Raw genomic sequence first — 12997 nt, 5'->3', positions numbered from 1 at the left:
TTGTACGTAATCGTCGATCCTCAGACCGTCACCTCTGACGCAGTAGCGCGGGGGTCGCAGGAGGCACCGTGCTCACCGCGTTCGCCCGGGCGTTCAAGACGCCCGACCTGCGCAAGAAGCTGCTCTTCACGCTCGGCATCATCGTGCTGTACCGGCTCGGGTCCCACATCCCGGTACCCGGCGTGAGCTACAAGAACGTTCAGATCTGTGTGGACCAGATGGGGAGCAGCAACAGCCTCTTCGGTCTGGTCAACATGTTCAGCGGCGGTGCGCTGCTGCAGATCACGATCTTCGCGCTCGGCATCATGCCGTACATCACGGCGAGCATCATCCTGCAGCTGCTGACCGTGGTCATTCCGAAGCTGGAGAACCTCAAGAAAGAGGGGCAGGCCGGCACTGCGAAGATCACTCAGTACACGCGCTATCTGACGGTCGCCCTCGCGATCCTCCAGGGCACCGGCCTGGTCGCCACCGCGCGTACCGGCGCCCTGTTCGGCACCTGCCCGGTCGCTCGCGAGATCGTCCCGGACCGCTCGATCTTCACCACGGTCACGATGGTGATCACCATGACCGCCGGTACCTGCATCGTCATGTGGCTCGGCGAGCTCATCACCGACCGCGGCATCGGCAACGGCATGTCGATCCTGATGTTCATCTCGATCGCGGCCGGCTTCGTCACCGCTCTCTGGACGATCAAGCTCCAGGGCAAGATCGCTGATGGCTGGGTGGAGTTCGCGGTGGTCATCCTCGTCGGTCTCGCGATGGTGGCCCTGGTGGTCTTCGTCGAGCAGGCCCAGCGCAGGATTCCCGTCCAGTACGCGAAGCGCATGATCGGTCGCCGTGCCTACGGCGGCACGTCCACCTACATCCCGCTCAAGGTGAACCAGGCCGGTGTCATCCCGGTCATCTTCGCCTCGTCGCTGCTGTACATCCCGGCCCTGATCGTGCAGTTCAGCGGTTCGACCGCCGGCTGGGCGACCTGGATCCAGAAGCACTTCGTCAAGGGCGACCACCCGTACTACATCGCCGCCTACTTCCTCCTGATCGTCTTCTTCGCGTTCTTCTACGTGGCGATCTCGTTCAACCCCGAGGAAGTTGCCGACAACATGAAGAAGTATGGTGGGTTCATCCCGGGCATCCGCGCCGGCCGGCCTACCGCTGAGTACCTGAGCTACGTACTCAACCGGATCACCTGGCCGGGGTCGCTGTACCTGGGTCTCATCGCTCTAGTGCCGACAATGGCGTTGGCCGGCTTCGGAGCGAACCAGAACTTCCCGTTCGGCGGGACGAGCATCCTGATCATCGTGGGTGTGGGTCTGGAAACCGTGAAGCAGATCGAGAGCCAGCTCCAGCAGCGCAACTACGAAGGGTTCCTCCGCTGATGCGAATCGTCCTCGTCGGACCCCCCGGGGCGGGCAAGGGAACGCAGGCCGCGTTCCTCGCCAAGAACCTGTCGATCCCGCACATCTCCACGGGCGACCTCTTCCGCGCCAACATCAGCCAGGGCACGGAGCTCGGCCTGCGCGCCAAGGCGTTCATGGACGCCGGTGAGCTCGTTCCCGACGAGATCACCATCGGCATGGCCAAGGACCGCATGGAGCAGTCGGACGCCGCGGGTGGCTTCCTGCTCGACGGCTTCCCGCGCAACGTCGCCCAGGCCGAGGCCCTGGACGAGATGCTGACCGGTGCCGGCATGAAGCTGGACGCCGTCCTCGACCTGGAGGTCGAGGAGGACGAGGTCGTCAAGCGGATCGCCGGCCGGCGGATCTGCCGCCAGAACTCCGCGCACGTCTTCCACGTGATCTACGCGGCTCCGAAGGCCGAGGGCGTCTGCGACCACTGCGGCGGCGAGCTGTACCAGCGGGGCGACGACTCCGAGGACACGGTCCGCAACCGGCTGGAGGTCTACCACACGCAGACCGAGCCGATCATCGACTACTACAAGGCCCAGGGCCTGCTGGTGACCATCTCCGCCCTCGGCGAGGTGCACGAGATCACCAAGCGGGCGATGGACGCCCTGAAGAAGTAGTCGCTCCTGTTCGTGACCGACAGTACGGCCGCGGTGTCCTTCGGGCATCGCGGCCGTACTGTTGGGAAGACCCCGTTTTTCGAAGGTGGAAGGCCGTTTCATGGTTCAGCTGAAGACCCCCGAGCAGATCGCGAAGATGCGCGAGGCAGGGCTGGTCGTCGCCGCGATCCACGCGGCGACCCGTGAGGCGGCCGTGCCGGGCGCCACGACGCGGGACCTGGACATGGTGGCCCGCAAGGTCATCGCGGACGCCGGGGCGAAGTCGAACTTCCTCGGCTACGGGGGTTTCCCCGCGACCATCTGCACCTCGGTGAACGAGGTCGTCGTCCACGGCATCCCGGACGACAAGACGGTCCTCAAGGACGGCGACATCATCTCCATCGACGCCGGCGCCATCGTCGACGGCTGGCACGGGGACGCGGCGTACACGGCCTTCGTGGGCACCGGCCACGCTCCGGAGCTGGTCGAGCTCTCCCGGGTGACCGAGGAGTCGATGTGGGCCGGCATCGCGGCCATGAAGGCGGGCAACCGCCTCGTGGATATCTCGAAGGCCATCGAGGGCTACATCAAGCGCCAGCCCCGCCCGTCCACCGGTGAGCACAGCCTCGGCAAGTTCGGGATCATCGAGGACTACGGCGGCCACGGCATCGGCACCGAGATGCACATGGACCCCCACCTGCTGAACTACGTCTCGCGCAAGCGGGGCAAGGGCATCAAGCTGGTCCCGGGCCTGTGCCTGGCGATCGAGCCTATGGTGTCCCTGGGCACCCCCCAGACGGAGGTACTCGCCGACGACTGGACGGTCATCACCACGGACGGCACCTGGTCCTCGCACTGGGAGCACTCGGTCGCCCTCACGGAGGCCGGTCCGATCGTCCTGACCAGCCCGGACTGCGGCAAGGCGAAGCTCGCGGAGTACGGCGTCACCACGGCGCCGGACCCCCTCGGGTAGCCGTCGGTTAATGATCTAGACTCTGGGGCAAACTTTCCGGATTCGTCTTTCTCGGTGCCCTGACGTAGACTGACTCGTCGGCTCACGTGCATTCGCATGTCCGTGGGCCGATCAAGGTAGCCGATTCGAAAGGCGAAGCGTGGCCAAGAAGCAAGGTGCCATCGAGATCGAGGGCACCGTGATCGAGTCCCTCCCGAACGCCATGTTCAAGGTGGAACTCCAGAACGGTCACAAGGTCCTCGCGCACATCAGCGGCAAGATGCGTATGCACTACATCCGCATCCTTCCCGATGACCGGGTCGTTGTGGAGCTGTCTCCGTACGACCTGACGCGTGGCCGGATCGTCTACCGATACAAGTAGATCTTGCCCCCGCACCCCGCTCCGGCGCGGGTGGTGGCACTGACCCGGAGAACCTCACCCACATGAAGGTCAAGCCGAGCGTCAAGAAGATCTGCGACAAGTGCAAGGTGATCCGCCGTCACGGCCGGGTCATGGTCATCTGCGACAACCTGCGCCACAAGCAGCGCCAGGGCTGACGCACGCCGACCGACCTGCCTTACGCAGTTCTTCGCGCGACGTAACAAAACGTACATACGCAGAGCCCGCCCAGCCCTGAGAGGGGCCGGCGGCACCTCCGGCGGGGGCCGGGGACCCGGACGTACCACCACCCGTTTCGCGGTGGTCGGCGGTCGGGAGTGGTTCTGCGGAAGACCCCCGAACACACAGGAGCCATTGAATGGCACGCGTTTCCGGTGTTGACATCCCGCGCGAAAAGCGTGTGGAGATCGCACTCACCTACGTCTTCGGTATCGGGCGCACCCGGTCCAAGGAGATCCTCGCCTCCACCGGCGTGAACCCGAACACCCGCGTTCGTGACCTGGCCGAAGAGGACCTCGTCAAGATCCGCGAGTACGTGGACGCCAACCTCCGTACCGAGGGTGACCTCCGCCGCGAGATCCAGGGCGACATTCGCCGCAAGATCGAGATCCAGTGCTACCAGGGCATCCGCCACCGCCGTGGCCTGCCCGTGCACGGTCAGCGCACCAGCACGAACGCGCGTACCCGCAAGGGCCCGCGTCGCGCGATCGCCGGCAAGAAGAAGCCGGGCAAGAAGTAGTCCTGTTCAGCGGTCTTGCGCTGTAGGACCGACCACCTCCCGTAGGAGTAAGAGATGCCCCCCAAGGGTCGTCAGGGCGCTGCCAAGAAGGTGCGCCGCAAGGAAAAGAAGAACGTCGCTCACGGGCACGCCCACATCAAGAGCACGTTCAACAACACCATCGTTTCGATCACGGACCCGTCCGGCAACGTGATCTCCTGGGCCTCCGCCGGCCACGTCGGCTTCAAGGGCTCGCGCAAGTCCACCCCCTTCGCCGCGCAGATGGCCGCCGAGTCGGCCGCCCGCCGCGCGCAGGAGCACGGCATGCGCAAGGTCGACGTCTTCGTCAAGGGTCCCGGCTCCGGCCGTGAGACCGCGATCCGCTCCCTCCAGGCCACCGGCCTCGAGGTCGGCTCGATCCAGGACGTCACCCCCACCCCGCACAACGGCTGCCGCCCGCCGAAGCGCCGCCGCGTCTGACGCAGCGGACGCACCTGTGCGTCTTTGAGTGTCCGGGCGGTACGCACCCCCTCGGGGGGACGTACCGCCCGTACCCTTGTAAGTCAGCGGCCTCCGGGCCGCGCCTGTCGGGCGTCAAATAGTGGGCGTCCACGACTGAAGGAACAGACATGCTTATCGCTCAGCGTCCTTCGCTGACCGAAGAGGTCGTCGACGAGTACCGCTCGCGGTTCGTGATCGAGCCGCTGGAGCCGGGCTTCGGCTACACCCTCGGCAACTCCCTGCGCCGTACCCTCCTGTCCTCCATCCCGGGTGCCGCTGTCACCAGCATCCGCGTGGACGGCGTCCTGCACGAGTTCACCACCGTGCCGGGCGTCAAGGAAGACGTCACGGACATCATCCTCAACATCAAGCAGCTGGTCGTCTCCTCGGAGCACGACGAGCCGGTCGTGATGTACCTGCGCAAGCAGGGTCCCGGCCTGGTCACCGCTGCCGACATCGCGCCCCCGGCCGGTGTCGAGGTGCACAACCCGGACCTGGTCCTCGCCACGCTCAACGGCAAGGGCAAGCTGGAGATGGAGCTGACCGTCGAGCGCGGTCGCGGCTACGTCTCCGCCGTCCAGAACAAGCAGGTGGGCCAGGAGATCGGCCGTATCCCGATCGACTCCATCTACTCGCCCGTCCTGAAGGTCACCTACAAGGTCGAGGCGACCCGAGTCGAGCAGCGCACCGACTTCGACAAGCTCATCGTCGACGTCGAGACCAAGCAGGCCATGCGTCCGCGCGACGCCATGGCGTCCGCCGGCAAGACCCTGGTCGAGCTGTTCGGTCTGGCCCGCGAGCTCAACATCGACGCCGAGGGCATCGACATGGGCCCGTCCCCCACGGACGCCGCCCTGGCCGCCGACCTGGCGCTGCCGATCGAGGAGCTCGAGCTCACGGTCCGCTCGTACAACTGCCTCAAGCGCGAGGGCATCCACTCCGTGGGTGAGCTCGTGGCCCGCTCCGAGGCCGACCTGCTCGACATCCGCAACTTCGGTGCGAAGTCGATCGACGAGGTCAAGGCGAAGCTCGCCGGCATGGGCCTGGCCCTCAAGGACAGCCCGCCCGGATTCGACCCGACCGCCGCCGCCGACGCCTTCGGCGCCGACGACGACGCGGACGCCGGTTTCGTCGAGACCGAGCAGTACTAGGAAATGACTTTCCCGGGGCGTCCGCCCCGGGGGAACTGACACCGGTACCTGACACGGCCGGTGCAGAAATGAAGGAGTAACACCATGCCGCGTCCCGCTAAGGGTGCCCGTCTGGGCGGCTCCGCCGCGCACGAGAAGCACCTTCTCGCGAACCTCGCGAAGGCGCTCTTCGAGCACGGCCGCATCACCACCACCGAGGCCAAGGCCCGCCGCCTGCGTCCCTACGCCGAGCGTCTGGTCACCAAGGCCAAGAAGGGCGACATCCACAACCGTCGCCTGGTGCTGCAGACGATCACGGACAAGAGCATCGTGCACACGCTGTTCACCGAGATCGCCCCGCGCTACGAGAACCGCCCCGGTGGTTACACGCGCATCACCAAGATCGGCAACCGTCGTGGCGACAACGCCCCGATGGCCGTGATCGAGCTCGTCGAGGCCCTCACGGTCGCCCAGCAGGCCACCGGCGAGGCCGAGGCCGCGACCAAGCGTGCGGTGAAGGAGGCCGAGGCCAAGGCCGAGGCTGCCGAGACCGAGGCTGTCGAGGAGACCAAGGAGGCCTGATCCCGCTCCGGGATCGAGCTTGCTTGATCGGCTCTGAACGGGCCCGCCCCTTCCCGGGGCGGGCCCGTTCTGCATTTCTGTGCGTCTGAGAGGATCTGTCACGTGAGTGACGAGGTGGAGCCCGGGCACGTCCGGGTACGGCTGGACCTGTCCTACGACGGCAAGGACTTCTCCGGCTGGGCGAAGCAGCGCACGCTGCGGACCGTCCAGGGCGAGCTGGAATCGGCCCTGAAGACCGTGATGCGGCTGCCCGACCCGGTCGAGCTGACCGTCGCCGGGCGCACCGACGCCGGCGTGCACGCCCGCGGCCAGGTCGCGCAGTTCGACATCGCCGGGGAGGTGTGGGCCGAGCACCACGACAAGCTGCTGCGCCGGCTGGCGGGCCGCCTCCCGCACGACATCCGGGTGTGGAAGGTCGCCGAGGCCCCCGAGGGCTTCAACGCGCGGTTCTCCGCGATCTGGCGCCGCTACGCCTACCGGGTCGGCGACCACCAGGGCGGGGTGGACCCGCTGCGCCGCGGGCACGTGCTGTGGCACCAGTGGCCGCTGGACGTGGACGCCATGAACGAGGCCTCCCGCGCCCTGCTCGGCGAGCACGACTTCGCCGCGTACTGCAAGAAGCGCGAGGGCGCCACGACGATCCGCACCCTCCAGGAGCTCAGCTGGGTGCGGGCCGAGGACGGGATCGTCACCGCGACCGTCCGCGCCGACGCCTTCTGCCACAACATGGTCCGCTCGCTGGTCGGCGCGCTGCTGCACGTCGGCGACGGGCACCGGCCCGTCGAGTGGCCCGGCCGGGTCCTGGCCGCGGCCGTGCGGGACTCCTCGGTGCACGTGGTCAAGCCGCACGGGCTGACCCTGGAGGAGGTCGGCTACCCGGCGGACGAGCTGCTGGCCGCCCGCAGCAAGGAGGCGCGGAACCTGCGCACCCTGCCCGGCAAGGGCTGCTGCTAATCGGTTTGGGTCCGGCCCCGCGGGACCGGGACAATGCCCGGCATGGGACATCTCGAAGCCAGCCACCTGGAGTACTACCTTCCCGACGGGCGGGTCCTCCTCCCCGACGTCTCCTTCAGGGTGGGGGAGGGGGCGGTGGTCGCCCTCGTGGGGGCCAACGGCGCGGGCAAGACCACCCTGCTCAAGCTGATCTCCGGTGAGCTCCAGCCGCACGGCGGCGCGGTCACCCACAGCGGCGGCCTCGGCGTGATGTCCCAGTTCGTGGGCTCGGTGCGCGACGAGACGACCGTCCGGGACCTGCTCGTCTCGGTGTCCCAGCCGCGGATCCGGGAGGCGGCCAAGGCCGTGGACCGGGCCGAGGAGCTGATCCTCACCGTCGACGACGAGGCCGCCCAGATGGCCTACGCCCAGGCGCTGAGCGACTGGGCCGATGTCCAGGGCTACGAGGCGGAGACGCTCTGGGACGTCTGCACGATGGCCGCGCTTGCCATCCCGTACGACCAGGCGCAGTTCCGCGAGGTGCGCACCCTCTCCGGCGGTGAGCAGAAGCGGCTGGTGCTGGAGGCGCTGCTGCGCGGGCCGGACGAGGTGCTGCTGCTCGACGAGCCGGACAACTACCTCGACGTCCCGGGCAAGCGCTGGCTGGAGGAGCAGCTGCGGGCCACCCGCAAGACGGTCCTGTTCGTCTCCCACGACCGGGAGCTGCTGACCCAGGGCGCCCAGAAGATCATCAGCCTGGAGGCGAGCCCGACGGGCTCCGACGTCTGGGTGCACGGGGCCGGCTTCGGCACCTACCACGAGGCCCGCAAGGAGCGCTTCGCCCGGTTCGAGGAGCTCAAGCGGCGCTGGGACGAGGAGCACGCCCGGCTGAAGGCCCTGGTGCTGCGGCTGCGCAACCAGGCCGCGAGCAGCCCCGACATGGCCTCGCGCTACCGGGCGATGCAGACCCGCTTCCAGAAGTTCGAGGAGGCCGGCCCGCCGCCGGAGCCGCCGCGGGAGCAGGACATCAAGATGCGGCTCAAGGGCGGCCGTACGGGCGTGCGCGCGCTGACGGTGGAGAACCTGGAGCTGACCGGGCTGATGAAACCGTTCTCCCTGGAGGTCTTCTACGGGGAGCGCGTCGCGGTGCTCGGCTCGAACGGCTCCGGCAAGTCGCACTTCCTGCGGCTGCTGGCGGGTGAGGACGTCAAGCACACCGGTGACTGGAAGCTGGGCGCACGGGTGGTTCCCGGCCATTTCGCGCAGACCCACGCCCACCCGGAGCTTTTCGGCCGGACCCTCGTCGACATCCTGTGGACGGAGGCGGCCAAGCCCCTGGGGCAGGCGATGGGGGCGCTGCGCCGCTACGAGCTGGAGCGCCAGGCGGAGCAGCCGTTCGAGAGGCTGTCGGGCGGCCAGCAGGCGCGGTTCCAGATCCTGCTGCTGGAGCTGGCCGGGACCACGGCACTGCTGCTGGACGAGCCGACGGACAACCTCGACCTGGAGTCGGCGGAGGCCCTTCAGGACGGCCTGGAGTCGTACGAGGGCACGGTGCTGTGCGTGACGCACGACCGCTGGTTCGCGCGCACATTTGACCGTTACCTGGTCTTCGGTTCGGACGGTGTTGTGCGGGAGACTCAGGAGCCCGTGTGGGACGAACGTAGGGTCGACCGGAAGCGCTAGGGGGCGGGACCTCCCCCGCGCGGGTCGAGGGGGAGGCGTCGTGGGGCTGCGGCCTAGCATCTGGCTCATGCGCATCTGGGTGACGGGCGGTGGCCGTCGGGTCACGGGTGGCCGACGGGTGGCCTGGCTGCTCGGGCCGGCGCCGCGGTCCTGGCGGGCGGTGGCACTCGTGGTGCTGCTGGCCGTGTCGGTGTCGACGAGCCTGCGGGCGAACTGGGGCTCGGACAACGCGTTCGTGGTCAAGGCGGCGGACGCGCTGCTGGAGGGGGTCTCCCCGTACGAGGACAAGCGCTTCCTGTACCTGCCCAGTGCCGTGCTGATGGCGGTGCCGGAGGCGCTGGTGCCCCGGGAGGTGCTGCGCTGGCTGCTGCCGGCGGGGATCTCCGGGCTGGTGGCCGTCGGGTGGTGGGCGTCGCTGCGGCTGTTCTCGGTGCCGCTGTGCTCGCGTTTCGCGGTCGGCGGGCTCGGGCTGCTGGGGCTGGCGTACAAGCCGTACCTGAACCTGGTCCTGATCGGGAACTGGACGGCGATCTCGGTGGCGGCCCTGCCGGTGGCGCTGCTGCTGGCGCACCGGAGGTCCTGGGCGGCGGCGGGCCTGGTGGTGGGGCTGGCGATCGCCTGCAAGCCGATGCTGGTGCCGGTCGGGCTGCTCTTCGTCCTGGCCCGGCGCTGGCGGGGGCTGGCCGTGGCGGTGTTGGTGCCGGTGGGGCTGTCGCTGGCGGGGGCGCTGCTGATGCCGAGCCCGACGCTGTTCTTCACCAGGACGCTGCCGTTCCTGCTCCAGGGGCAGGACGCGTACGCGCTGCCCTGGGACGCCTCGCCGATCGCGGTGCTGCCGCGGCTGGGGGTGCCGCAGCCGGTGGCGGTGGCGGTGGCGGGCGCGGGGGCGGCGGCCGGGCTGTGGGCGGCGTGGCGGCGGTGGCGGCGGCCGGATCCGCAGGGCGACGGGGGCGAGCTGCGGCTGGTGGAGACCGCCTGTACGGTGATGCTCGCCGTGTTCCTCGTCTCACGTCCGTCCTTCGACCACTACCTGCTGCTGGTGCTGCCGCCGCTGCTGGCGTCGGGGGTCCGGGAGGGCTCCGCACCCCGTTCGGGCTGGTTCTGGGCGGCCCTGGTGCCCCAGGCGGCGGGGATCCCGTGGCCCTCGGAGATCGCGCACAAGAGGCGGGCCTTCCGGGACTGTCTGACCCTGTGCGGGCTCGCGGGACTGCTGGTGCGTCGTGCGCTGCTCTCCGGCCGGGTTATTCTGGAGCCCGTAACAACTGCGGGGTCCCCACCCAGGACCGAACCGGAGTGCGCCGCGGCGCCGGCAGTGTCGGCATCGCGGACCGCGTTTTGACCCATACGGGTCTGCTTGGGTATCCTGCTGGTTTGTTATGCGTATGGGCTTTCTCATTCTCACGTGAAAGGGCCTTACGCCGGTCCACCGGACCGATGACCAGCAGTTCACGCGGGTGCGTCCCCGCTGTGAACGAGGGCTGTCGTGATCGTCCGTGGTGACCCTGTCAGGACCCTTCCCGCAGGGCTTGCGCCCTATGGGATGACCCACCACTGAAGAAGCGAAGGCATACGCGTGCGTACGTACAGCCCCAAGCCCGGCGACATCTCGCGCCAGTGGCTCGTCATTGACGCCCAGGACGTCGTCCTCGGCCGTCTGGCGACTCAGGCCGCTACCCTCCTGAAGGGCAAGCACAAGCCGACTTACGCCCCCCACATGGACATGGGCGACTTCGTCATCGTCATCAACGCCGACAAGGTTCACCTGTCCGGCAACAAGGCGTCCCAGAAGATGGCCTACCGTCACTCCGGTTTCCCGGGTGGTCTGCGTTCCGTGCGCTACGACGACCTGCTGGCGAACAACCCGGAGAAGGCCGTCGAGAAGGCCGTCAAGGGCATGCTCCCCAAGAACTCCCTGGGCCGTCAGATGCTCTCGAAGCTGAAGGTCTACTCGGGCGACCAGCACCCGCACGCTGCGCAGCAGCCGGTGCCGTTCGAGATCACCCAGGTCGCGCAGTAGTTCCGGCCACCCCCTAAACACAGAGAATTCTGAGGAGCATCGTGGCCGAGACCACCGCCGAGACCCCCGTCGACGAGTTCGAGGGCGTCGAGGAGTACACCACCGAGTCGGACGTCGTCGTCGAGGGCGACTACACCTCCGAGTCCCTTGCCGGTCGCTTCGGTGACCCCCAGCCGGCCGCCGGCCTGGGCCGTCGCAAGAACGCCATCGCCCGCGTCCGGATCGTTCCGGGCACCGGCAAGTGGAAGATCAACGGTCGCACCCTTGAGGACTACTTCCCCAACAAGGTGCACCAGCAGGAAGTCAACGAGCCCTTCAAGCTCCTCGAGCTCGACGGCCGCTACGACGTCATCGCCCGCATCTCGGGTGGCGGCGTCTCCGGTCAGGCCGGCGCCCTGCGCCTCGGCGTGGCCCGCGCGCTGAACGAGGCGGACGTGGACAACAACCGCCCGGCGCTGAAGAAGGCCGGCTTCCTCTCCCGCGACGACCGTGCGGTCGAGCGCAAGAAGGCCGGTCTCAAGAAGGCCCGTAAGGCTCCGCAGTACAGCAAGCGTTAATCTGCGCCTGCTGTTCAGCAACGAAACCGCCCCGGCAGCACTCTCCGTGCTGTCGGGGCGGTTCGTTTACCGCCAAAAGCGGCAAACATCTGTCACTAGCGGTCACCTAGCGAAGCGTGAACTCGGGAGGACAACAGTGGGACGACTCTTCGGGACGGACGGTGTACGAGGCGTCGCCAACGCGGATCTGACGGCCGAGCTCGCGCTCGGCCTCTCCGTGGCGGCCGCGCACGTACTGGCCGAGGCGGGCACCTTCGCGGGCCACCGCCCCACGGCCGTGGTCGGCCGCGACCCCCGCGCTTCGGGCGAGTTCCTGGAGGCCGCGGTCGTCGCGGGCCTCGCCAGCGCCGGCGTGGACGTCCTGCGCGTCGGTGTGCTGCCCACCCCGGCGGTGGCGTATCTCACCGGTGCGCTGGGCGCCGACCTCGGCGTGATGCTCTCCGCGAGCCACAACGCCATGCCCGACAACGGCATCAAGTTCTTCGCGCGCGGCGGCCACAAGCTCGCCGACGAACTGGAGGACCGGATCGAGTCCGTCTACGAGGAGCACCGCACCGGCGCTCCGTGGGACCGGCCCACCGGCGTCGGCGTCGGCCGCGTCTCGGACTACGACGAGGGCTTCGACAAGTACGTCGCCCACCTGATCGGGGTCCTGCCCAACCGTCTCGACGGGCTGAAGATCGTCCTGGACGAGGCGCACGGCGCGGCCGCCCGCGTCTCGCCCGAGGCCTTCGCCCGGGCCGGCGCCGAGATCGTCACCATCGGTGCCGAGCCCGACGGCCTGAACATCAACGACGGCTGCGGCTCCACCCACCTCGGCCTGCTCAAGCAGGCGGTCGTCGAGCACGGGGCGGACCTCGGCATCGCCCACGACGGCGACGCCGACCGCTGCCTGGCGGTGGACGCCGAGGGCAACGAGATCGACGGCGACCAGATCCTCGCGGTGCTCGCCCTCGCCATGCGCGAGGCCGGCCAGCTGCGCGAGGACGCCGTCGTCGCCACCGTCATGTCGAACCTGGGCTTCAAGCTGGCCATGGAGGCCGAGGGCATCGCCTTCGTCCAGACCGCGGTCGGCGACCGGTACGTCCTGGAGTCGATGAAGGAGCACGGCTACGCGCTGGGCGGCGAGCAGTCCGGCCACGTGATCATCCTCGACCACGCCACCACCGGCGACGGCACCCTCACCGGCCTCATGCTGGCCGCCCGGGTCGCGGCCACCGGCCGCTCGCTGGCCGAGCTCGCGGGAATCATGACGCGGCTCCCGCAGGTCCTGATCAACGTCAAGGACGTCGACAAGTCCCGCGTCTCCACCTCCGCGGAGCTGGCCACCGCCGTCACCGAGGCGGAGCGCGAGCTCGGTTCCACCGGACGGGTGCTGCTGCGCCCCTCGGGCACCGAGCCCCTCGTCCGCGTGATGGTCGAGGCCGCCGACATCGAGCAGGCCCGCGCGGTCGCCGGGCGGCTCGCGGACGTGGTGAAGTCGGCCCTCGGCTAGGACCTCACCCCGCAGGACCTG

Annotated in this window: 15 protein-coding genes; all 15 read left to right on the top strand. The window is 68.7% G+C overall.

The genetic code is table 11. The annotated features are described in order from the left end of the window. Nucleotides 1–68: 68 nt before the first annotated feature. Nucleotides 69–1382 carry a preprotein translocase subunit SecY gene (gene secY / locus ACFY15_RS04860; protein WP_366450440.1) on the top strand — a complete coding sequence of 438 codons (1314 nt, stop codon included), beginning with the start codon at nt 69–71 and terminating at the stop codon, nt 1380–1382. Continuing rightward, nucleotides 1382–2029, top strand: a complete 648-nt coding sequence (locus tag ACFY15_RS04855; protein ID WP_390687616.1) for an adenylate kinase — start codon at nt 1382–1384, stop codon at nt 2027–2029. Before secY ends, ACFY15_RS04855 begins: the two co-directional genes overlap by 1 nt. 100 nt (nt 2030–2129) lie before the next feature. Beyond that, on the top strand, nt 2130–2981 hold the full coding sequence (gene map / locus ACFY15_RS04850) for a type I methionyl aminopeptidase (RefSeq protein WP_366450437.1): 852 nt from the start codon (nt 2130–2132) through the stop codon (nt 2979–2981). 139 nt (nt 2982–3120) lie between these two features. After that, entirely contained in the window at nt 3121–3342 is a 222-nt protein-coding gene (gene infA / locus ACFY15_RS04845; protein WP_003956442.1) for a translation initiation factor IF-1, read from the top strand. Between the two features lie 62 nt (nt 3343–3404). Beyond that, on the top strand, nt 3405–3518 hold the full coding sequence (gene rpmJ, locus ACFY15_RS04840; RefSeq protein WP_003956441.1) for a 50S ribosomal protein L36: 114 nt from the start codon (nt 3405–3407) through the stop codon (nt 3516–3518). A gap of 200 nt (nt 3519–3718) precedes the next feature. Further along, on the top strand, nt 3719–4099 hold the full coding sequence (gene rpsM, locus ACFY15_RS04835; RefSeq protein WP_007265919.1) for a 30S ribosomal protein S13: 381 nt from the start codon (nt 3719–3721) through the stop codon (nt 4097–4099). 54 nt (nt 4100–4153) lie between these two features. Next, complete coding sequence (rpsK, locus tag ACFY15_RS04830) at nt 4154–4558, top strand: 30S ribosomal protein S11 (RefSeq protein ID WP_003956432.1); 405 nt, start codon at nt 4154–4156, stop codon at nt 4556–4558. A gap of 149 nt (nt 4559–4707) precedes the next feature. Next, nucleotides 4708–5730 carry a DNA-directed RNA polymerase subunit alpha gene (locus tag ACFY15_RS04825; RefSeq protein WP_215023456.1) on the top strand — a complete coding sequence of 341 codons (1023 nt, stop codon included), beginning with the start codon at nt 4708–4710 and terminating at the stop codon, nt 5728–5730. A gap of 84 nt (nt 5731–5814) precedes the next feature. Then, nucleotides 5815–6291, top strand: coding sequence for a 50S ribosomal protein L17 (rplQ, locus tag ACFY15_RS04820; RefSeq protein WP_389609996.1), 477 nt, complete (start codon nt 5815–5817; stop codon nt 6289–6291). Between the two features lie 102 nt (nt 6292–6393). Continuing rightward, complete coding sequence (truA, locus tag ACFY15_RS04815; RefSeq protein ID WP_390687617.1) at nt 6394–7245, top strand: tRNA pseudouridine(38-40) synthase TruA; 852 nt, start codon at nt 6394–6396, stop codon at nt 7243–7245. Between the two features lie 42 nt (nt 7246–7287). Further along, nucleotides 7288–8907, top strand: a complete 1620-nt coding sequence (locus ACFY15_RS04810) for an ABC-F family ATP-binding cassette domain-containing protein (protein ID WP_390687618.1) — start codon at nt 7288–7290, stop codon at nt 8905–8907. A 67-nt stretch (nt 8908–8974) separates the two neighbouring features. Then, nucleotides 8975–10246, top strand: a complete 1272-nt coding sequence (locus ACFY15_RS04805; protein WP_390687619.1) for a glycosyltransferase family 87 protein — start codon at nt 8975–8977, stop codon at nt 10244–10246. A gap of 234 nt (nt 10247–10480) precedes the next feature. Then, entirely contained in the window at nt 10481–10924 is a 444-nt protein-coding gene (rplM, locus tag ACFY15_RS04800) for a 50S ribosomal protein L13 (protein ID WP_387265812.1), read from the top strand. 41 nt (nt 10925–10965) lie between these two features. Then, complete coding sequence (gene rpsI, locus ACFY15_RS04795; protein WP_045945298.1) at nt 10966–11481, top strand: 30S ribosomal protein S9; 516 nt, start codon at nt 10966–10968, stop codon at nt 11479–11481. Between the two features lie 136 nt (nt 11482–11617). Beyond that, nucleotides 11618–12976 carry a phosphoglucosamine mutase gene (gene glmM / locus ACFY15_RS04790; protein WP_390687620.1) on the top strand — a complete coding sequence of 453 codons (1359 nt, stop codon included), beginning with the start codon at nt 11618–11620 and terminating at the stop codon, nt 12974–12976. The last annotated feature ends 21 nt before the right edge of the window (nt 12977–12997 follow it).

Origin of the sequence: Streptomyces sp. NPDC001373, from assembly GCF_042895815.1 — a bacterium.
GTDB lineage: Bacteria > Actinomycetota > Actinomycetes > Streptomycetales > Streptomycetaceae > Streptomyces.
Note: the sequence above shows the minus strand (reverse complement) of the source record. Positions and strands in the feature narration are given on the sequence as shown.